We start from the raw sequence: 20,633 nt of genomic DNA, 5'->3' as shown, positions 1-20,633 counted from the left end.
CGGTAGGACTTCTAGTGCGCGACGGCCTTCTCCGCCCCGGCGCCCGTGAGCGACCGGACCTCCATCTCCGCGTAGCGGGCCTTGTCCGCCTTGTCCTTGGCCAGCACCGTGCCGAGGAAGCCCAGCAGGAACGACGCCGGGATCGAGATCAGACCCGGGTTGTCCAGCGGGAACCAGTGGAAGTCCACGCCCTGCAGCATCGACGGGCTCTTCCCCGTCACCGGGTCGACCGGCTTCCCGGACACGACCGGCGAGAAGATGATCAGCACCAGTGTGATCGTGAGGCCGCCGTAGATGCTCCACAGCGCACCGTTGGTGTTGAACCGCTTCCAGAACAGCGAGTAGAGGATCGTCGGCAGGTTCGCCGAGGCGGCGACCGCGAAGGCCAGCGCCACCAGGAACGCGATGTTCTGGCCGTTGGCCAGGATGCCGCCCGCGATGGCGACGACGCCGATGACGACGGCCGTGCGCCGCGCGATCCTCACCTCGGTGTGGGCCGCGTCGTCGACCTTGCCGCGCTTGATCACGTTGACGTAGATGTCGTGGGCGAACGACGCCGACGCCGTGATCGTGAGCCCGGCGACCACCGCCAGGATCGTGGCGAACGCGACCGCCGCGATCAGGCCCAGCAGGATCGTCCCACCCAGCTCGTAGGCCAGCAGCGGGGCCGCGGAGTTGGCCCCGCCGGGGGCCTTCTTGATCGCGTCGGGCCCGACGAGCGCGCCCGCTCCGTAGCCCAGGACGAGCGTGAACAGGTAGAACAGGCCGATCAGCCAGATCGCCCAGACCACCGAGCGGCGGGCCTCCTTGGCCGTGGGCACGGTGTAGAAGCGCATCAGGATGTGCGGCAGACCGGCCGTGCCGAGAACCAGCGCGATGCCGAGCGAGACGAAGTCGAGCTTGGTCAGGCCGGACTTGCCGTACTGCGCGCCGGGGTTGAGCAGCTTCTCCCCGCCCTGGCCGGCGCGCTCGACGGCGCCGCCCATCAGCTGGGAGACGTTGACGCCGTACTTGCCGAGCACCCAGAACGTCATGATGGCGGCGCCCGCGATGAGCAGGACGGCCTTGATGATCTGCACCCACGTCGTGCCGCGCATGCCGCCGATGAGCACGTAGGCGATCATCAGGACGCCGACGACCGCGATGACGATCGACTGCCCGGTCTTGGACTTCACGTCGAGCAGCAGGGCGACGAGTCCGCCGGCGCCGGCCATCTGGGCGAGCAGGTAGAAGAACGACACCACGAGTGTCGACGTCGCCGCCGCGGCGCGGACGGGACGCTGGCGCATCCGGAAGGCGAGGACGTCGCCCATGGTGAACCGGCCGGTGTTGCGCAGGAGCTCGGCGACGAGCAGGAGCGCGACGAGCCAGGCGACGAGGAAGCCGATCGAGTAGAGGAAGCCGTCGTAGCCGTAGAGCGCGATGGCGCCGGCGATCCCGAGGAACGACGCCGCGGACAGGTAGTCACCGGAGATCGCGATGCCGTTCTGGGTGCCGGAGAACCCGCCACCGGCGGTGTAGAAGTCCTTCGCGCCGCTGCTCGCGCGCTTGGACACGCGCACCACGATCGTCAGCGTCACGATCACGAAGACGGCGAAGATGCCGATGTTGAGCCACGGGTTGGAGCCCTCGACCCCGTCGGCGGCCTGCGCGAGGTTCATCGCCCGCTCCCCTCGATCTCCTCACGGATGGCGGCCGCGGGCGGGTCGAAGTTCTTGTCGGCCCACTTCACGTACCAGGTGGTGATCGCGAAGGTCGACACGAACTGCAGGAGCCCGAAGATCAGCCCGACGTTGATGTTGCCCACGACCTTCGTCGCCATGAACGCCGGCGCGTAGCTGGCCAGCAGCACGTACAGCAGGTACCAGACGAGGAACGCCGCGGTCAGCGGGAAGACGAACCCCCGCAACCGCCGTCGCAGGGACTGGAACTCAGGGCTCGCCTGGACCGTTTCCCAGTCGGTGGTCGCGATCCCCTCGCCCGGGGGTTGTGACTCGGTGGTGCTCACGCTGCCTCCTCGTAGGCACTCGGTCGGCTACGGGCAGTAGGAAAGCGGCACCGCGCAACAGCGGGAAGCAATGGGCGATACACACCCCTCCGCGACGACGAACGGTTGACGAACGGTCGCGTCGCGCGACGAACGGTGGCGCAGGTCACGCCCTGGTCTCGTCCAGGTGGAGCCGCAACATGGCCGACTCCGCACCCGGCGGGGGCCGGTCGCGCCACGACACGCCGACCATCGTCAGGAACGCGAGGGACACCGACCACAGCGCCGGCTGCCCCAGCAACAGGGCGGTGACACCCGGGGCGGGCCGGATCAGCAGGCTCGCCGCCATCGCCCCCGCCGAGGCCACGAGGCCCACCCCCATGCCGACGAACGCGCCCCGCACCGTCAGCCGCCGCCACCAGATGCCCAGCACGAGCAGCGGGCAGAACGTCGACGCCGCGACCGCGAACGCCGAGGTCACGACTGCCCCGACGTCGACGCGGGCGGCGAGCAGCGCGATCGGGACCACGACCGCTGCGGCCACCAGCGCGGTGAGCCGCAGCCGGCGCAGCGAGCCGGGCAACAGGTCGTGCGCGACCGCCCCGGCGAGCGCGAGCAGCAGCCCCAGCGACGTCGCGAGGAACGCCGCGAACGCCCCCGCCGTCAACAGCCCGGTGAACACCTGCCCGGCGGTGCCGTCGTCGACGCGGCCGGGCAGTTCGACGACCGCGGTGTCGGTGGCACCCGACAGGTAGAGCTCCGGTATCAGCACCCCGCCGAGCAGCCCGTACACCCACGTGAACAGGTAGAACGTGCCCAGCAGCCCGACGGTGATCGCGGCGGTCCGCCGCGCCGCCCGGCCGTCGGGGCTGGTGTGGAAACGGACGATGACGTGGGGCAGCCCCATCGTGCCCAGCGCCGTCGCGACGAGCACCGACCACGTCGCGAGCAGCGAGTGCCCCGAGCGGTCGGAGTCGAGCAGCGGGCGCTGCCAGTCGTCGCTGCCGGGCAGGGCTGCACCGCGGATGCGCGGCACGTCGGCACCCGCGGGGAAGACCCAGCGCGCCTGCCCGGGCGCGACGTGGGTCCCCTGTTCGAGGTGCACCGGCACGGGTCCCGTGTCGGTGTCGGCGACGACCGTCGTCGGCGTGGAGACCTCGATGCGCGTCGGCAGCCGGAACTCGACGGGGGTGTCCGCGGTGAACCGGCTGAACTCCGCCGGGTGCAGCGCCTCGTGCCGGGTCTCCGGGCCGACCGCGGTCATCAGCCACACCGCCGGGACGATGAACAGCAGCAGCTTGAGGACGAACTGGAACGCCTGCACGTACGTCGCCGCGCGCATCCCACCGAGCGCGAGCGTCACGCTGACCGCGACCCCGGAGACGACGACACCCACCCAGTACGGCAGGCCGCTGACCGCCATCAGGACCTGCCCGGCGGCGGTGAACTGCGGCACCAGGTACAACCCCGCGATGACCAGCACGACGACCGCGCAGAACCGGCGCAGCGCGGGCGAGCCCAGCCGGGCCTCCGCGAAGTCGGGCACGGTCAGCGCGCCCGTGCGGCGCATCGGGGCGGCGACGAACAGCAGCATCGCCACGTAGCCCGCCGTGAACCCGACCGGGTACCACAGCGCGCCCACCCCGTTCTTCACGACGAGCCCCGCCACCCCGAGGAACGACGCCGCCGACAGGTACTCCCCCGACACCGCGGCCGCGTTGAGCGTCGGCGAGATGCGCCGGGACGCGACGAGGAAGTCCGACGTCGAGCGCAGCGCCGCGACCCCGCGGGCCCCGATGAGCAGCGTCGCCAGCACCACCGGCAGCGCAGCGAGGGCGATCACAGCTCGTCTGCTCGTTCCAGGCGCTCCGCCCGGCGCAGCTGCCGCCACGCGAGCAGCGCCAGCACCGGGTAGGGCAGCACCGCGACGGCCAGCCAGCTCACCGGCAGCCCGAACAGCCGGGGCCGGATCAGCTCCGGGACGGCGTCGAGCAGGATCGGCAGCCCGACGAGCACCAGCGCCAGCCCGGTCAGCCCGACCAGCGCGAGCCGCAGCTGCGCCCGGCGGAGGCGTTCGGCGCGGTCGCGCTCGGCCGCCGAGAGCCGCGGTGGTGGCGACGACACCCCGCCCCGGCGGGCGGTGAGCACGACGGCCGTCTGCGGGCTGGTGACGGTCACGCGCCTGGCCCTGCTCACCACGTGCTCACCGGGCCCCGCGCAGGTCGCCGCGGGTCGCGGCGTCGAGCAGCAGGTCGCGCAGCGGGCGGGCGTGGCGGCGGCTCACCGGGACGTCGCCCGCGTCGGTGTGGGCGAGCAGCCCGCCGCCGCTGTCGCTGCGCAGCTCCAGCACCGAGCTGACGTCGAGCAGGAAGCTGCGGTGCACCCGCGTGTAGCCGTGGTCGGCCCAGTGCTCCTCCAGCCGCGAGATCGGCATCCGCAGCAGGTGCGACCCGCCGCGGGTGTGCAGCCGCACGTAGTCGCCCTGGGCCTCGACGAACCGCACGTCGTCGCGACGCACCCAGCGCGTCCGCCCACCCAGCTCCACCGGCACCGCGGCCAGCTTGTCGACGGGTTCGGCGGCGCGCGCACCCGCGGGCTGCTCCTCCCGCGACGCCCCGGCGACGCGGCGGATCCGGGCGAGCGCGCCGTCGAGACGTTCCGTCGACACCGGTTTGAGCAGGTAGTCCAGGGCGCCGACGCCGTAGGCCGACACGGCGTGCTCCTCGAACGCGGTGACGAACACGATCTCCGGCGGGTCGGCCAGCCGCGACAGCAGCGACCCCAGCTCCAGCCCGTCCATGCCCGGCATCGAGATGTCGAGGAACGCCGCGTCGAAGGGCCCGTCGCCGTCGGCGGCCTGGATCAGCCGCAGCGCCGTCACCGCGTCGCCGGCCGGGACGACCTCCCGCACACAGGGCGAGTCGCGCAGCATCCCGCACAGCTCGTCGAGTGCCGGCGCGACGTCGTCGACGACCAGGACCCGCAGCCGGTCGGGCATCAGACCGCCACCACACCGGGCGCGAAACGCGGCACCCGCACGACGATCCGGGTGCCCGCGCCCTCCGCCGTCTCGATCACCAGGCCGTACTGCGGCCCGTACACCGCGCGCAGCCGGCGGTCGACGTTGGCCAGCGCCAGCCCGGACCCCGACGCGTCCCCGGCGAGCGCCGCGCGGGCGTGCTCGGGATCCATGCCCGGACCGTCGTCCTCGACCGCGATGACGCAGTCCGTGCCCTGCGCCTCCCCGCTGACCTGCACCGATCCGCCACCCTCGATCCGCTCCACACCGTGCTGCACCGCGTTCTCCACGAGTGGCTGCAACGTGAGGAACGGCAGTGCGACGGGAAGCACCTCCGGCGCGATCCGCACCTGCACCCGCAGCCGCTCCCCCAGCACCGCCCGCGCCAGCTCCAGGTAGGCCTCGATCGCGCGGAACTCCCCCGCCAGCGTCGTGTACTCACCGCGGCGCGCCAGACTGTGCCGGATGTACTCGGCGAAGTCGCGGATCAGCTCGCGTGCCCGGTCGGGGTCCGAGCGGACGAACGCCGCGATCGTCGTCAACGCGTTGTAGACGAAGTGCGGCGAGATCTCCGCGCGCAACGCCCGCAGCTCGGCGCGCTCCGCCGCCTCCGCCGACGACTCCAGCCGGCCGCGGGCCAGCGCCTCTCCCGTCCACGCCGCCGCCTGCCGGGCCGCGGCCGCGGGAACCGCGCCGACGACGACCAGCACCCCGCCCGGCTCGCCGCGCACCGGCAGCGGCAACGCGAGCGTGCGGCCCGCCCGGCCGGCGCGGTGCCCGTCGCGACGCACCTGGTCGACCAGGCCGGCCGCGTCCTCGTCGGGCCGCCCGGCCCAGGCCAGCGGCCCCGACAGGGCCCCGAGACCCACCGCGTCGGCGTCCAGCAGGGTGCGCAGCCGCCGCGCGGCCGCCCCGGCCCGGTCGTGGACGAGCCCGCCCCGCAGGTCCTCGGCGATCGCCTGGCCCGCGGCCAGCACCGCCATCGCGTCCGACGCCGGGAGCCGCCGCGACCGCGGCCACCACCGGCGCCGCCGCCCGGGAGCCGCCGTGGACGTGCCGGGATCCGCGCCGTCGGGGGCGTCGTCGCCCACGACACGCGTCGGCCCGATCGCGTCCACGGCGTCACTGTAGTGACCGTCACCACCGGGCGCGGCTCGTGCGCATCACCCCCTGCCCGCCACCCCCGTAGGGGATGGGCCGGGCGACGCGGAACGGCAACCTCCATGACACGGCGGCCGCACCGTGCGCGCCGCCCTGTCCTTCGACCGTGCTCGACCCTGACTCTTGTCCGACCCGGCTGCGGGGAGAAACGCAATGCTCGCCGACCGTACGACGCTCGCCCGGTTCCTCAACGACGAGCGACGGCGCCACCCCGACGCGGTGGGCGACCTCAACTCGCTGATCCTCGACGTCGCCATCGCCTGCAAGGCCATCGCGGGCCGGGTCGCCCACGGCGCGCTCGAAGGCGTCCTCGGTGCCCAGGGCACCGTCAACGTGCAGGGTGAGACCCAGCAGAAGCTCGACGTGATGTCCAACGACATCTTCATCCGCGCCACCGAGTGGGGCGGCCAGGTCGCCGGCATGGCCTCCGAGGAGCTCGACGACCCGTACGAGATCCCGGCCGAGTTCCCGCGCGGCAAGTACCTGCTGGTCTTCGACCCGCTGGACGGGTCGTCGAACATCGACGTGAACGTGTCCGTCGGCAGCATCTTCTCGGTCCTGCGGGCGCCCGAGGGCGCGGCCGCCGCCCCCACGGCCGACGACTTCCTGCAGCCCGGCACCACCCAGGTCGCCGCCGGATACGCCATCTACGGGCCGTCGACGATCCTCGTCCTCACCGTGGGCCGCGGCACGCACGCGTTCACCCTCGACCCGCAGCTGGGCGAGTTCATCCTCACCCGCGAGGACATCCGCATCCCGGAGTCCACGTCGGAGTTCGCGATCAACGCGTCGAACCGCCGCTTCTGGGAGCCCGCCGTACGGCGCTACGTCGACGAGTGCCTCGCCGGCAGGTCCGGCCCCCGCGGCAAGGACTTCAACATGCGCTGGGTGGCGTCCCTGGTCGCCGAGACCCACCGCATCCTCACCCGCGGCGGCGTCTTCCTCTACCCGCGCGACACCAAGGACCCCGCCAAGCCGGGCCGGCTGCGCCTGCTCTACGAGGCCAACCCCGTCGCGTTCATCGTCGAGCAGGCCGGCGGCGCCGCGAACACGGGCCACGAGCGCATCCTCGACGTCGTGCCCACCGGGCTGCACCAGCGCATCGCGCTCGTCTTCGGCGCCGTCGAGGAGGTCGAGCGGGTGGCGAAGTACCACGTCGAGAACGTCGACACCGGGGTGGACACCCCCTTCTACAGCACCCGCGGACTGTTCCGCGCCACCGCGAACTGACCCGGAAGACGAACGGAGAGACACGATGTCGAACAAGCACCCCATCATCGCGGTCACCGGCGCGTCAGGGGCCGGGACGACCTCGGTCATGCGGGCCTTCCAGCAGATCTTCCGCCGCGAGCACGTCAACGCGGCCACGGTCGAGGGCGACAGCTTCCACCGCTTCGACCGGGCCGAGATGAAGGTCGCGATGGCCGAGGCCCACGCCAAGGGCGACCACAGCTTCAGCCACTTCGGCCCCGAGTCCAACCTCTTCGAGGAGCTCGAGGAGCTGTTCCGCACCTACGGCGAGTCGGGCACGGGCAGGGTCCGCAAGTACCTCCACGACGACGAGGAGGCCGCGCCGCACAACCAGCCGCCCGGCACCTTCACCCCGTGGACCGACCTCGCACCCGATTCCGACGTGCTGTTCTACGAGGGCCTGCACGGCGCCGTCGTCACCGACAAGGCCGACGTCGCCCAGCACCCCGACCTGCTCATCGGAGTCGTCCCGGTGATCAACCTCGAGTGGATCCAGAAGCTGCAGCGGGACAAGGTCCAGCGCGGCTACTCCACCGAGGCCGTCACCGACACGATCCTGCGCCGCATGCCGGACTACGTGAACCACATCTGCCCGCAGTTCTCGCGCACGCACGTGAACTTCCAGCGGGTCCCGATGGTCGACACGTCCAACCCGTTCATCGCCCGCGCGATCCCGACGGCCGACGAGTCGATGTTGATCATCCGCTTCGCGAACCCCAAGGGCATCGACTTCTCCTACCTGCTGTCGATGCTGCACGACTCGTTCATGTCGCGGGCCAACACGATCGTCTGCCCGGGCGGCAAGTTCGACCTCGCGATGCAGCTGATCTTCACCCCGATGATCTGGCGCCTGATGGAGCGTCGCAAGCAGGCCGTCGGCGCCTGACCGCGCCCAGAACCCCGCGCGCAACCTCACGGTCGTCGCGGCACCGGATCACGACCGTCAGGTTGCGCGCGGGATGTCGTTTCCGGTCGCACGCGTCGTCCGGAACTGCTGCGCGCTCGCGGGCTGCGAAGGCCGCGATCGCCCGCCCGAACGTGAAGGGCGTCTCGCGGCACCTGTCGAGCGAGCTGTTCCTCGCCGGCAGCTGGAAGTCGTAGCCCCTGTGAGTGGCAATAGTCGCTATAGCGACTATTGCCACTCACGAGCGTCGCAGGCGCTCTCACAGCGGGCGGGCGGCGCGTTCGACGATCCGGCGGAACCAGCGGTGGGCAGGGTCGGAGGTGAGGCGCTCGTGCCACCACACCCGTTCGACGAACGGTTCCAGCGGCGCGGGCGGGTCGAGCACCCGCAGCCCCAGGCGCGTCTCCATCGTCCGGGCCAGCGTCTCCTGCATGAGCGCCACGTGCCCGGAGGAGGCGACGAGGAACGGGACGGCCACGTAGCTGTCGACGCGCACGGCCACCGACGGCCGGATTCCCAATGCTGCGAGCTGCTCGCTGACGGGCACGACCGAGGGGAACTCGGAGTCGCGGTGGTAGGGCACGACCCACCCGGCGCCGCGCAGCTCGTCGAGGGTGAGGGTGTCGCCGTAGGGGGCGTCCCGGCCGACGACGCACACCCAGCGGTCGCGGAACAGCAGCGTCGAACGGATCTCGGGCAGCCGGAACCGGGCGGTCGCGGAGGAGACGACGGCGTCGACGGCGCGGATGGTGCGGTCGATGCCGGCGGCCAGGGCCTCGCGCACCAGCACGATGTTGAGCCGCACGTGGGGTGCGCGCCTGCGGGTCTCGGCGGCGAGGCGTTCCCCCATGACAGCGATGGCGTAGTCGGACATGACGATCGTGAACTCGTGGTGCGAGGTGGCGGGGTCGAAGTCGGCGCCGGTGGTCAGGAGCCGGTCGATGCCGTCACAGACGGTCTCGACCTGGTCGGCGAGCTGGTGGGCGAGCGCGGACAGCTCGTAGCCGGCGCCCTTGCGGACCAGCAGCTCGTCGTCGAAGTGGCGGCGGAGCCGGGCGAGGGCGGCGCTGGCGGCGGGCTGGGAGACGCCGACGCGGGCGGCAGCGCGGGTGACGTTGCGTTCGCGCAGGAGCTCTCGCAGCACCACGAGCAGGTTGAGATCGAGACGGGCGAGCCTCGCCGACGAGGACGTCACGCCGCCATCACATCACGTCGAGAAAGGAAGGTAAGCCTTTCCTGAATCAAGGGTCGCGGTATTCACGACGCTGATGGCGCGTCAGACGAATTGCTTGTTTCCGCCGCGTGAATGGCCTGGGTTAACGTCGAAGACGCAATCCGGCGGAATCCCGCCGAGGACCTGAATTCGCTCCGGGAGTGGCACGACCGTGCCCGGCAACAGCCGTGCCCGGACGCGCCACGAGGAGGGCCGACGATGCTGTCGCACGCGGACAACGAGACCCTGTGCCGGGTCGGGCCGGGGACCCCGATGGGCGACGTCCTGCGCCGCTACTGGACCCCCGCCGCGCTCAGCGAGGAACTGCCCGGTCCCGACTGCACGCCGCTGCGGGTCACGTTGCTCGGCGAGAAGCTCGTCGCGTTCCGCGACACCAGCGGCAAGGCCGGCCTGATCCAGGAGAACTGCCCGCACCGCGGCGCCTCCCTGTTCTTCGGGCGCAACGAGGACTGCGGCCTGCGCTGCCCGTACCACGGCTGGAAGTTCGACACCGAGGGCAACTGCGTCGACATGCCCAGCGAGCCGCCGGAGAGCTCGTTCAAGGAGCGGGTGAAGGCCAAGGCGTACCCGGTGCACGAGTCGGGCGGGATCGTCTGGACCTACATGGGCCCGGCCGACACGATGACGCCGTTCCGCGACTTCGGCACCGAGTCGCTGCCGCCCGAGCGGACCCTGGCCACGAAGCTCTACGCCGACTGCAACTGGATCCAGACGATGGAGGGCAACCTCGACACCGCCCACATCTCCTGGCTGCACGGCTTCTTCGCCGCGGGCGACTTCCCCGACGACGGCACCGACAAGCCCGGCTACCCGTCGAACAAGGCGACGTGGCGGTTCTGGACCCACGACCAGGCGCCGCGCATCGAGGTCGAGAACACCTGGTACGGCTTCCGCTACGGAGGCCTGCGGACCACGCCCAACGGGCACACCAACGTCCGCATCACCGAGTACATCGCCCCCTACTCGACGATCATCGCGGCGATTCCCTACAACACCCGGCACCTGATGGTCGTCCCGATCGACGACCACAGTTGCTGGCGCTACAACTTCGACGCGCAGGTCGACGCCAACCCGCAGGGCCACGGCGGCGCCCCGCTGCACAGCTTCAGCCCGTTCGAGACGCCGTTCATCCGCCGCGTCGGGGGCATCACCCCGCGCGAGTACACCGCCGAGAACGGCTACAAGCTCGACCGCGACGTCCAGCGCACCGAGACCTTCAGCGGTGTCGCCGACTTCGTCAGCCAGGACCTGATGGTCACCGAGTCGATGGGCCCGATCTACGACCGCAGCACCGAGCAGCTCGGCCAGCTCGACAAGGCGGTCATCCGGATGCGGCGCATCCTGCTCGGCGCGGCGAAGGCCCTGAAGACCGACGGCACCCCGCCGCCGGCGCTCGCCGGAGACGGCCACGACTTCACCACGATCCGGGCCGCCGACAAGATCCTCGACGAGGGCGAGGACTGGCGTCACCTGGGCACCGACGACGATCCCGCCGTCCAGGAGGCGCTCGACTCGATCGGGCGGCCGCTCCCGGTCGCGGGCGACTGACCCGGCACCACCGTGGGAATCAGCCGGCTCAACCACGCCGTCCTCTACGTCCGCGACGTCGACCGCAGTGTGGCTTTCTACCGGGACCTGCTCGGCTTCCGGGTCGTCATGGACCGCCCTGGGCGGGCGGCGTTCATGCAGGCTCCGGACTCGACGAACGACCACGACATCGGGCTGTTCGCGATCGGCGACGGCGCGCACGACTCGCCGGCCGGTTCCACCACGGTGGGGCTCTACCACCTCGGCTGGGAGCTGCGGACGTTGCGCGAGCTCGGGGATCTCGCCGAGGTCCTGGGCCGGGCGGGCGCCCTCGTCGGCGCCACCGACCACGGCACGACGAAGAGCATCTACGCGCGCGACCCCGACGGCATCGAGTTCGAGGTGGCCTGGCTCGTCCCCGCCGACCGGCTCGACGACTCGCACTACGAGGCGCGCACGCGCCGCGGCGTGCCGTTGGACCTGGGCGCGGAGGTCGCGCGCTACGGCGCGGACACGCGCGGCGGGGTGGGTGTGTCGACGCCGTCCCCCGCCGGGACGTGAGGCGCCGGCCGCGCGAGCACTGATCACTGCCGGACTCGACGAGGAGTGGGTGGGCGAGATGCAGGTGCGAACGGGACGACGACGGTGGCAGGCCCGCCGGGCCGGGGTGGTGGCGGCGGCCGCCGCGATGCTGCTGGTCGTGACGGGCTGCGGGTCGTCGACGGGATCGTCGGGTGCACAGACCGGGCCGATCACCGCGATCGACCCCTACGGCGGTGACCTCGCCGAGGAAGGCACGCCCAAGGAGGGCGGCACGCTGATCCTCGGCACCGACCGTGAGGCCGTCAGCTTCGACCCGACGGTGCAGAACACCAACATGGCGCAGAACGCCGTCTACGACTCGCTGCTCAGGCTCTCCCCTGACGGCAAGGTCGAGCCGTTCATCGCGACGGGCATGACGACGTCGGACGACGGAACGACGTGGACGATGACGTTGACCCCGAACGTGACGTTCTCCGACGGCACCGACTTCGACGCGAACGCCGTCATCGTGAACACCCAGCGCCACATCGACAAGGCGACCTCACCCGCGCACGCCTACGCGGCGATGATCGCCGACATGCAGGCGGTCGACCCGCTGACGGTGCGGTTCACGCTGACGTCCCCGCTGGCGTCGTTCCCGATCGTCTTCGCCCAGAGCGGGTTCAACGGCACCCTCGGCATGATCATCTCGCCGGCGGCACTGCAGAAGTACGGCAAGGACATCGCCGACAACCCGGTCGGCGCCGGCCCGTTCACCCTCACCAGCTGGGCCCGCGACTCGAAGATGACGTTGGCACGCAACCCGAACTACTGGCAGCAGGGCAAGCCGTACCTCGACGGGCTGGAGTTCCGGCCGCTGCCCGACACCGAGACCCGCACGTCGTCGACACAGAACGGCGACATCGACCTCGCCTTCGCCGCGTACAACCAGGAGCTCGTCCGCGGCCTGAACAACCCGGACCTGCGGGTCTACTACGGCCCCGGCAACTCCGGTGAGTACCTGTTCTTCAACTTCACCACGGCACCGTTCGACGACCGCAGCATGCGCGAGGCGATCATCCGCGCCCTCGACATGAAGGCGTTGTCGGCCAGCCAGTACAACAACCGGCTGACGACGGCGACCAGCCTGTTCGACGGGGCCGGCCCGTTCCACACCCAGCAGGCCGCCGACCTGTGGCCGACGTTCGACCAGGCCAAGGCCAAGGAGCTCGTCGACGCCTACCGGGCCAAGGGCGGGAACCCCGACTTCACGTTCAAGACGACGTCGAGCCGGCAGCCCTTCGCCGAGTTCGTCCAGGCGCAGATGGCCGCCATCGGGATCGACGTCGACGTCAAGACCTACGACCTGGCGCAGTACTCGTCGGCCGTCGTGCAGAGCGGGGACTTCCAGCTCAGCACGACCGTCGCGCCGCTGGACAATCCGTTCCCGGGGGCGCAGCGGCTCGTCGGCACCGGGGGCAGCGGCAACTTCGGGAAGTACTCGAACCCGGACGTCGACACGTGGCTGGCCGACGCCGCCGTCACCGGCGACGACGCCCAGCGCACGAAGGACTACCAGCAGGTCGAGGTCCAGGTGAACAAGGACCTCGCGGTGGTCTGGATCAGCCGGGCCTACCTGGCGACGATCACGAAGAAGGACGTCAAGGGCGTCGACCGGTACCTGTCGCGCGACATGTTCTTCGCGACGACCTGGCTCGACCGCTGACCGTGCCTCCCTGTGAGTGGCAATAGTCGCTGGGGCGACTATTGCCACTCACGACAGGGTCTCGAGCCCGTCGAGCAGCCAGTCGAGGATCGCCTCGAACGTCTGTGGTGGCGCGGCCAGCCGGTCCGGGTCGGCCGCCCGCGCGCTGAAGTGCGCGGGTGGGCGCCGGCCGCGGCGACCCGGGCGAGGTAGGGGCCGACAGCACGGTCGAGGTCCGCGGCGGTCGCCAGGTCGGCCGTCGCCCTCATCGACCGTTCCTCGAGCAGCGCGAGACCCGAGCCGAGGACGTGCCCGAGCACGGTGTTGACGAAACCCATGCGGGCGGCGGTGCCGAGGTCGAGCAGTGCGAGTTCGCCGAGGGCGGCTTCGTACATCGCGAGGGCCCCGGGCCCAGCGGCGGGCGTGCGAACGCGAGGCGGGCGAACCACGGATGCTCCTGGACCTGCGCCCAGGCGCTGGTCCCGAGCCCGTGCAGGGCCGGGCGCCGGCGCCGGTGGGGACGTCGATCGCGGCGTAGACAGCGTCGGCCATCGGGGCGGCGAGCCCGTCCTTGCTCCCGACGTGCCGGTAGAGCGCCATCGGGCTGCGGACGCCGATCCGGTCGGCCAGGGCGTGCATGGTGACCTCACCGGCCGGCGAGCGCGATCGCGCACCCGTTCGTGCTGGCCACAGGCACGTTCCGGTACCCGGCCGGCGCCCTCGGAGGCGGCGGACCCGCCGGGGAGGAGCCGATCACTGTGTTCGCGCCGGCCGGTCGAGTCGGGGCCCGGGTGCCGCACCGGTGGCTCGCCGACGGCCGCTCGACCCTCGACCTCGCCGGACCGGACTGGCACTGCTCGACGGCGTCGGCTTCCTGGCCCCGGGCGAGTACGCGCTGCTTCGCCCGGACCACGTCGTCGCCTGGCGCGGGACCGACCCGGCCGACGCCTCCCGCGTCCGCGCCGCCCTCCTGGCCGGCACCCACCCGCCCCACAATCCGCGCGCAACCTCACTGCTGCTCCTGGCCCGGAACACGACCGTGAGGTTGCGCTCGGCTCTCGGCGCGGATCGGGGGCGCGCTACTCGGCCCTGGGCCCCGCGCTCTCGTGAGTGGCAATAGTCGCGATAGCGACTATTGCCACTCACAGGCGGGGGGTCAGAAATTGCCGCGGCGGGCCTGCTCGCGCTCGATCGCCTCGAACAGGGCCTTGAAGTTGCCCTTCCCGAAGCCGAGCGAGCCGTGACGCTCGATGAACTCGAAGAACACCGTCGGCCGGTCGCCGACGGGTCGGGTGAAGATCTGCAGCAGGTAGCCGTCCTCGTCGCGGTCGACCAGGATGCCGCGGGCGGCGAGTTCCTCGATGTCGACGCGGACGTCGCCGATCCGGGCCCGCAGGGCGGGGTCGGAGTAGTACGACGCCGGCGTCGGGAGGAACTCGATGCCCCTGGCGCGCAGGGCGTCGACGGTGGCGAGGATGTCGTCGGTGGCCAGCGCGAGGTGCTGGACGCCGGGGCCCGCGTGGAAGTCGAGGTACTCGTCGATCTGGGAGCGCCTGCGGCCCCGGGCGGGCTCGTTGAGCGGGAACTTCACCCGCCGGTCCCCGCTGGCGACGACCTTGCTCATCAGCGCCGAGTAGTCCGTCGCGATGTCGGCGCCGACGAACTCGGCCATGTTCGTGAACCCCATGACGCGGGTGTAGAACGCGACCCACTCGTCCATCCGCCCGAGCTCGACGTTGCCCACGACGTGGTCGAGGGCCTGGAACGCCGGCGTCGCGAGGGCGGGTCCATTCGCAGCGATGTATCCGGGCAGGTAGGGGCCGTCGTAGCGGGATCTGTCGACGAGGGTGTGCCGGGTGTCGCCGTAGGTGGCGATCGCGGCGGTGCGGACGGTGCCGTGCTCGTCGGAGACGTCGTGCGGCTCCACGAGGACGGTCGCGCCGGCGGAGCGGGCGTGGGCGACGCAGCGGTCGACGTCGGGGACCTCGAGCGCGATGTCGGCGACGCCGTCGCCGTGGAGGCGGTGCCGGTCGTGCAGGGGGCTCGCGGGGTCGACCCCTCCGGTGACGACGAACCGGACGTGGCCGGCCTGCAGGACGTAGGCGTGGTGGTCGGCGTTGCCGGTCTCGGGCCCGGAGTAGGCGACGAGTTCCATGCCGAGGACGAGCCGGTGGTGCAGCGCGGTCTGCGCGGCGTTGCCGACGACCCACACCACCGCGTCCCACCCCGTGACGGGGAAGGGGTCGTCGCCGGCGTCGTGATCCACGAGGCCGAGGAGCCGGTGGAGCTGGTCCGTCGAGAGGTCGTGGTCGATGCTCATGGCGCCTCCTCGGGTGGGGTGTGTGCAGCCAGGACAGCGCGGCGTGGGATGGCCCGCAACCAGCGTCACTGCGAGTGGAGCAGGTGTGCAGATCGCGCGGCAGAACACCATCAGAGCTGTACATTCTGACCACATGACCGACCTCGACGCGCTCGACGTCGACCTCCTCGCCGCCATGCGCGAGCACCCCCGCGCGGGTGTGCTGGAGCTGTCGCGGCTGCTGCAGGTCGCGCGCGGCACGGTGCAGGCGCGGATCGACCGGCTCGAACGCGAGGGCGTCGTCACCGGGTACGGCCCCGACGTCGACCTCGTCGCGGCCGGGTTCGGCGTCCACGCCTTCGTGACGTTGGAGATCGCCCAGGGCGCGCTCGACGACGTCGCCGCTGAGCTGGCGGCTCATCCGGCGGTGCTCGAGGCGTACGCGACGACGGGTTCGTCGGACGTGCTGTGCCGGCTGGCGGCGTCGTCGCACGAGGAGCTGCAGCGCACCCTGCTGGAGCTCAACCGGTCCGGGGTGGTGGCGCGGTCGACGAGCGTCGTCGTCCTCTCGGAGGTGGTGGCGCCGCGGACGCTGCCGCTGTTGCGCAGCCTTCCGCGGGCGGCACCGCGGAGGGCGCCGGCCTACCGCGGCTCGGGGGCGTCGTAGGAGGCGAGCAGCCGGCGCACGAGCTCACGCGCCACCATCAGGGCGACGATCAGCCCCGACACCGAGAAGAAGCCGCCCAGGCTGACGCGGGAGCCGAAGGCGAGGTCGACGACTTCGAGGACGACGAACTTGCTGCTGAACAGCACCAGCCACAGCAGCAGCGCGGCACCGACCTTCCCGATCGGGGACGCGGCCTCGCGGAATCGTGTCTTCACCTTGTTCTTCGCGAGGATCACCACCTCGAGGACGACTTTGAGCAGCACCGCCGTCAGCAGGGTGAGGGTGAAGGTCTCGCTCAGGACCGCAGGCAGGTACTCGACGAACAGGCCGAGTACGACCACGTAGACGAAGACATCCACCACCGCGGCCGCGGCCCGCCCAGGCATGTGATCACTCTATGGGGCGCGGCCCGTAGGCCTGCGTGAACCCGTCGCGGAAGGTGTCCATGCGCCGGACCGGTGCCTGCGCCGAGGGCCGCAGCCCGGGTTCCCAGCCCCAGGTCGCGATCGCGTCGAGGACGGCGGGGTCGCGCGCGACGATCGAGACCGGCACGTCGCGGTTCGGGTCGTTGCCGGTGGCGACGGGTGCGGGCTGGTGGTCGCCGACGACGATCGTGACGAGGTCCGGGTCGCCGTAGGTCTGCAGGTAGGAGATCAGCGTCGCGAGCGAGTAGCGGATCGAGGCGAGGTAGTTCGCGCGGACGACGGCCGGGTCGGTGGTCATGATGGCCTGCGGCGGCAGGCTCGGCCCGGACGTCGAGGCGTAGACCGAGCCGTCGCCGACCTGGTCCCACGGCACCAGCGTGGGCAGCGGCGTCCACGGCGCGTGGCTGGACACGAGGGTCAGCTCGGCCATCAGCGGCGCGTGGCCGGGGGCGCGGAGCCGGTCCTGGAACGTCTTCAGCGTGTACTGGTCGGGCATCGTCGCGAAGCTGAAGTTGGGGCCCTCGTACCCCAGGGTGTGCGCGTCGAGGACCTGGTCGTAGCCGTAGAAGTCGGCGTCGGCGAAGCCGGAGGTGGTGCCGGGCTGGACCGCGGCGGTCGCCCAGCCGGCCCGGCGGAACAACGCCGCGAGCGTGGCGCGGCCGGTGGCGTCGAGATCGTCGAAGCGGGCCTGGTTGTCGATCCAGACGCCGGACTCCAGCGTCGAGTGCGCGAGCCAGCTGCCGCCGCCGAAGGTCGGCGAGGTGAGGAAGGCGCTGCGGGCGGGCAGGCCCGCCCCGTCGAGCAGGGCGTCCAGCGACGGGTCGGTGAGGGCGGTGCGCCCCGTAGCTCTCGACGTACACGAGCACGACGTCCTTGCCGCGCAACGCGGTCAGCAGCTCGTCACCCGGGGTGGTGCGGTAGGGGTCGTCCGCGGCGGCGGCCTCGAACTCGCGGTGGTCGGTGATGGCGGCACCGACCTGGCCGATGTGGGTGGCGGCGAGCGCGGCCGCGTCGCGGGAGGCGACGGGCAGTCCGGCGGCCTGGGTGCCGAGCACGGCGAGCACGGTCCAGGCGACGGCGAGCACCGCGACGACGCGCGTCGACGGCGTCGGGTGCCCGGTGACGACGCGGGCCGTGCGCAGGACCGCGGCCGTCACCAGGGCGATCACCAGCAGCCCGAGCACCACCGCACCGACGATCGTCCCGACGGCCGCGGTCCCGCCCGAGGAGGAGCGCACGAAGTCGACACCGCCCCGGAGCAGGCCGGCGTCGTTCAGCGGGTCGAATGGTCGGTCGAGGACGGCGGAGAAGCCGAGGTCGAACAGGCGCAGCACCGTCAGGACCCCGAGCGCGGTCCCGAACACGACGGCCGCGATCCGGCGGGCCCGCCCGCGCAGCACGAGCAGCACCGCGGCGGCGACGAGCCCTTCGAGCGGGATGCGCAGGAAGGCGGCCGGGGTGAGTGCGCTGAAGGCCGCGGGAGCGACCAGCGCGACGACCACCACGGCGACAGCGAGGACGCTCCTCATCCGACCGCGCGACCGCGCCGGGCCGCCAGCACGACCGCGCCCGGGATCGTCGACGCGAACGTCAGCAGGCCGTAGACGATCGACGCGGACGCGCCGTCGGCGGCAGGCAGGCCCGCGGCGCAGAAGCCCAGTGCCGCGGCGGCGTCGCGCGGACCGAAGCCGCCGATGCCGACGGGCAGGCCCGTCGCGAACAGGGCGACGAGCACGACCGGCAGCAGCTGGGTGACGCGCGCGTCCGACCCGATCGCTCTGGTCGCGACGACGAACAGCGTCACGTTGCCGGCGAGCGCGATCGTCGAGAGCCCGAACGCGCCGGGCCACACGCGGGCGGAGAACAGGCCCGTCCGGGCATCGGCGAGCAGCGTCGCGACCGCGGATCGCAGCGGCGGCACGCACCGCACCGCGACCGCGCCGGCCACCACGACCGTCCCGGCGACGCCGACCGCGACCGGCCCGGGCAGCAGGACCGAGAACGCGTCGGGCTGCGCCAGCAGCACCGTCAGACCGACGACGACCAGCAGGATCTGGCCTGCGAAGCGTTCCAGGGCGACCGCGCGCGCCGACCGCGCCACCGCGCCGACGGCACGGCCGTGCCCGACGGCCCGTCCGACGTCGCCGAGCACGCCGGTCGGGAGCACGGTGTTGAGGAACGTCGCTTGGTAGCAGTGGGCGAGCGCGGGCCGCAACCGCAGCGGCAGCTCCAGCCCGCCCGCGACGAGTCGCCAGCGGGCGGCGTTGCAGCCGGTCGTCAGCAGGCCGACGGCGAGCGCGACGACCACGACGGTCGGGTCGACAGCGCGCAGCCCGTCGAGCAGCGGGCCGGCGCCGAGCTGCCACGCGACGACGGCGAGCACCGCGACGCCGCCGATCACGCTGCCGTGTCGGCGCAGGAGCGCACGGCCGCCGGGCCGCGGCGGCGCGGCCGGTGCCGGAGCGACCGCGGTCATCTCAGCAACGCCGGTGCGGGGGCGAGGGCGTCGAGCACCGCGGCGACCCGGGCCGCGGTCCGGTCCCAGCCCGGGACAGCGAACCGCGCCACCATTGCGCTGCGGCGCAACGCATGTCGCAGCCCGGCGTCGTCGAACCAGCGGCGCAGCCCACGGGCCAGGGCCCGCGCGTCGCCGGGTTCGACCAGCAGCCCGCCCTCCCCCAACGCCTCGCCGACACCCCCCGCGTCGGTGGCGAGCACCGGGATGGCGCGGGCCGCGGCCTCGCGCACGACCATCCCGAAGGCCTCGGTCCGCGACGGCAGGACCAGCAGGTCGGCGCCGTCGAACGCGGCGTCGAGGGCCCGGCCGGCGAGCGGCCCGTCGAAGCTGACCCGTTCGGCGAGGCCGTGGACGCGGGCCCGTTCCCGGACCCGGTGGGCGAACGCGGGCGCCCGGTCGAGCGGCCCGCCGACGCGGCACGTCCAGCGCCGGTCGGCGACCGCGGCCAGGGCCTCGACCAGCACGTCCTGCCCCTTCGTCGGCGTGACCGCGCCCAGGCACAGCAGGCTGCCGCCGTCGCCGGAGCCGGCCGCGAGGGGTGCGGGGTCAGCGCCCGGCTCGGCGACGTGCACCCGGGCGGCCGGGAGACCGTGCCCCTCGACGACCCGGCGTGCCGTCCACGCGCTCGTCGTGACGACCGCCGCCGCGGCGTGCAGGACGCGGCGCTCGGCGGCGGCCAGACCCGGCGCGGCGCCCGCCTCGTCGCCGAGCGGGAGGTGGACGAGCACGACCAACCGCAGCCGCGCGGAGTGCGGCACGACGACCTCCGGCACCCCGCAGGCCACCAGCCCGTCCAGCACGACGACGGTGCCGGCCGGGATCGCGGCCAGCGCCGACGCGAGTGCCGTCCGGGCGGCGGGTTCGGGGCGCGGCCAGGTGCCGTCGACCTCGATCTCGCACAGCGGCCGGTTCGCCGCGAGCGCCGTGCACAGCCGCCGGTCGTAGACGTTGCCGCCGGACGGGCGCGCAGGGTCGTCGACGCCGGCCGGCAGGACGACGACCGTGACCGCGCGGTTCACAACGCTCTTTCGTACGAGGCCGACGCCACGTGCGACTCGTTCAGCGTCACCGCGATACCCGCGAGCCCGCGGGCGCCCTCCCCCAGGGCGCCGGCGTGCACCCGCTCGGCCAGCCGGTCGGCGACGACCTTGGCCAGGAACTCCGTCGACGTGTTGCGCCCCGCGAACGCGGGCTCGTCGTCGAGGTTGCGGTAGTTGAGCTCCCCCAGCACCTCGCCCAGCTGGGCGGTGGCGAGCCCGATGTCGACGACGATCCCGTCGTCGTCGAGGTCGGTGCGCCGGAACGTCGCGTCGACGACGTACGTCGCGCCGTGCAGCGCCTGCGCCGGGCCGAACACCTCGCCGCGGAAGCTGTGGGCGACCATGAAGTGGTCGCGGACGGTGATGGCGAACAA

The 20,633-nt window shown here is 72.4% G+C and carries 19 protein-coding genes; 6 read left to right on the top strand and 13 right to left on the bottom strand.

Annotated elements, in window-relative coordinates:
* Positions 1 to 11: 11 nt before the first annotated feature.
* The 6 genes from PSU4_RS03880 to PSU4_RS03855 all read right to left on the bottom strand — a co-directional run bounded on the left by PSU4_RS03880 (position 12) and on the right by PSU4_RS03855 (position 5,989).
* Positions 12 to 1,661: a monocarboxylic acid transporter gene (locus PSU4_RS03880; protein ID WP_147102550.1), complete on the bottom strand. Its 1,650-nt coding sequence runs from the start codon at positions 1,659 to 1,661 to the stop codon at positions 12 to 14.
* Positions 1,658 to 2,008 (bottom strand): DUF485 domain-containing protein, encoded by a 351-nt coding sequence (locus PSU4_RS03875; protein WP_147102549.1) that lies wholly within the window; start codon positions 2,006 to 2,008, stop codon positions 1,658 to 1,660. The genes PSU4_RS03880 and PSU4_RS03875 overlap by 4 nt, the downstream gene beginning before the upstream one ends.
* 145 nt (positions 2,009 to 2,153) lie before the next feature.
* On the bottom strand, positions 2,154 to 3,830 hold the full coding sequence (locus tag PSU4_RS03870; RefSeq protein ID WP_147102548.1) for a sodium/solute symporter: 1,677 nt from the start codon (positions 3,828 to 3,830) through the stop codon (positions 2,154 to 2,156).
* Positions 3,827 to 4,165, bottom strand: coding sequence for a hypothetical protein (locus tag PSU4_RS03865; protein ID WP_246114921.1), 339 nt, complete (start codon positions 4,163 to 4,165; stop codon positions 3,827 to 3,829). Before PSU4_RS03865 ends, PSU4_RS03870 begins: the two co-directional genes overlap by 4 nt.
* Before the next feature lie 25 nt (positions 4,166 to 4,190).
* Positions 4,191 to 4,985: a LytR/AlgR family response regulator transcription factor gene (locus PSU4_RS03860; RefSeq protein ID WP_147102546.1), complete on the bottom strand. Its 795-nt coding sequence runs from the start codon at positions 4,983 to 4,985 to the stop codon at positions 4,191 to 4,193.
* Complete coding sequence (locus tag PSU4_RS03855; protein ID WP_147102574.1) at positions 4,985 to 5,989, bottom strand: sensor histidine kinase; 1,005 nt, start codon at positions 5,987 to 5,989, stop codon at positions 4,985 to 4,987. The genes PSU4_RS03860 and PSU4_RS03855 overlap by 1 nt, the downstream gene beginning before the upstream one ends.
* A 331-nt stretch (positions 5,990 to 6,320) precedes the next feature.
* Between PSU4_RS03855 and PSU4_RS03850 the strand changes: the two genes are divergently transcribed.
* Together PSU4_RS03850 and PSU4_RS03845 are read left to right on the top strand one after the other, a co-directional pair.
* Positions 6,321 to 7,397 carry a class 1 fructose-bisphosphatase gene (locus PSU4_RS03850; protein ID WP_147102545.1) on the top strand — a complete coding sequence of 359 codons (1,077 nt, stop codon included), beginning with the start codon at positions 6,321 to 6,323 and terminating at the stop codon, positions 7,395 to 7,397.
* A 25-nt stretch (positions 7,398 to 7,422) separates the two neighbouring features.
* Positions 7,423 to 8,304, top strand: coding sequence for a phosphoribulokinase (locus tag PSU4_RS03845; RefSeq protein ID WP_147102544.1), 882 nt, complete (start codon positions 7,423 to 7,425; stop codon positions 8,302 to 8,304).
* 277 nt (positions 8,305 to 8,581) lie between these two features.
* Here PSU4_RS03845 and PSU4_RS03840 read toward each other — a convergent pair whose 3' ends face one another.
* Complete coding sequence (locus PSU4_RS03840; protein WP_147102543.1) at positions 8,582 to 9,517, bottom strand: LysR substrate-binding domain-containing protein; 936 nt, start codon at positions 9,515 to 9,517, stop codon at positions 8,582 to 8,584.
* A 237-nt stretch (positions 9,518 to 9,754) separates the two neighbouring features.
* On the opposite strand from PSU4_RS03840, the gene PSU4_RS03835 reads away from it, so the two are divergent.
* Genes PSU4_RS03835 through PSU4_RS03825 form a run of 3 tightly spaced genes read left to right on the top strand, consistent with a single transcriptional unit; the run spans position 9,755 to position 13,331 of the window.
* Positions 9,755 to 11,104, top strand: coding sequence for a Rieske 2Fe-2S domain-containing protein (locus PSU4_RS03835; protein ID WP_147102542.1), 1,350 nt, complete (start codon positions 9,755 to 9,757; stop codon positions 11,102 to 11,104).
* A 12-nt stretch (positions 11,105 to 11,116) separates the two neighbouring features.
* Complete coding sequence (locus PSU4_RS03830; RefSeq protein ID WP_147102541.1) at positions 11,117 to 11,644, top strand: VOC family protein; 528 nt, start codon at positions 11,117 to 11,119, stop codon at positions 11,642 to 11,644.
* A gap of 58 nt (positions 11,645 to 11,702) precedes the next feature.
* The gene (locus PSU4_RS03825) at positions 11,703 to 13,331 is read left to right on the top strand and encodes an ABC transporter substrate-binding protein (protein WP_147102540.1); all 1,629 of its coding nucleotides are present in this window, start codon (positions 11,703 to 11,705) and stop codon (positions 13,329 to 13,331) included.
* 1,135 nt (positions 13,332 to 14,466) lie between these two features.
* Here the strand turns inward: PSU4_RS03825 and hppD are convergent.
* Positions 14,467 to 15,630: a 4-hydroxyphenylpyruvate dioxygenase gene (gene hppD / locus PSU4_RS03820; protein ID WP_147102539.1), complete on the bottom strand. Its 1,164-nt coding sequence runs from the start codon at positions 15,628 to 15,630 to the stop codon at positions 14,467 to 14,469.
* Between the two features lie 133 nt (positions 15,631 to 15,763).
* On the opposite strand from hppD, the gene PSU4_RS03815 reads away from it, so the two are divergent.
* Positions 15,764 to 16,276, top strand: coding sequence for an Lrp/AsnC family transcriptional regulator (locus PSU4_RS03815; protein WP_147102538.1), 513 nt, complete (start codon positions 15,764 to 15,766; stop codon positions 16,274 to 16,276).
* Here PSU4_RS03815 and PSU4_RS03810 read toward each other — a convergent pair.
* The 5 genes from PSU4_RS03810 to PSU4_RS03790 all read right to left on the bottom strand — a co-directional run bounded on the left by PSU4_RS03810 (position 16,252) and on the right by PSU4_RS03790 (position 20,633).
* Positions 16,252 to 16,662, bottom strand: a complete 411-nt coding sequence (locus PSU4_RS03810; RefSeq protein ID WP_147102537.1) for a hypothetical protein — start codon at positions 16,660 to 16,662, stop codon at positions 16,252 to 16,254. The two genes, PSU4_RS03815 and PSU4_RS03810, sit on opposite strands and share 25 nt — an antisense overlap.
* A 4-nt stretch (positions 16,663 to 16,666) precedes the next feature.
* Complete coding sequence (locus PSU4_RS32175; protein ID WP_246114924.1) at positions 16,667 to 17,488, bottom strand: sulfatase-like hydrolase/transferase; 822 nt, start codon at positions 17,486 to 17,488, stop codon at positions 16,667 to 16,669.
* Between the two features lie 738 nt (positions 17,489 to 18,226).
* Positions 18,227 to 19,177: a lysylphosphatidylglycerol synthase transmembrane domain-containing protein gene (locus PSU4_RS03800; protein WP_147102536.1), complete on the bottom strand. Its 951-nt coding sequence runs from the start codon at positions 19,175 to 19,177 to the stop codon at positions 18,227 to 18,229.
* Positions 19,174 to 20,238: a glycosyltransferase family 4 protein gene (locus PSU4_RS03795; protein ID WP_147102535.1), complete on the bottom strand. Its 1,065-nt coding sequence runs from the start codon at positions 20,236 to 20,238 to the stop codon at positions 19,174 to 19,176. Before PSU4_RS03795 ends, PSU4_RS03800 begins: the two co-directional genes overlap by 4 nt.
* Positions 20,235 to 20,633 carry a 6-pyruvoyl trahydropterin synthase family protein gene (locus PSU4_RS03790; RefSeq protein ID WP_147102534.1) on the bottom strand — a complete coding sequence of 133 codons (399 nt, stop codon included), beginning with the start codon at positions 20,631 to 20,633 and terminating at the stop codon, positions 20,235 to 20,237. Before PSU4_RS03790 ends, PSU4_RS03795 begins: the two co-directional genes overlap by 4 nt.

The sequence above is a fragment of the Pseudonocardia sulfidoxydans NBRC 16205 genome (genome assembly GCF_007989085.1).
In the GTDB taxonomy this organism is placed as follows: Bacteria; Actinomycetota; Actinomycetes; order Mycobacteriales; family Pseudonocardiaceae; genus Pseudonocardia; species Pseudonocardia sulfidoxydans.
This window is presented reverse-complemented; position numbering and strand designations above follow the sequence as displayed.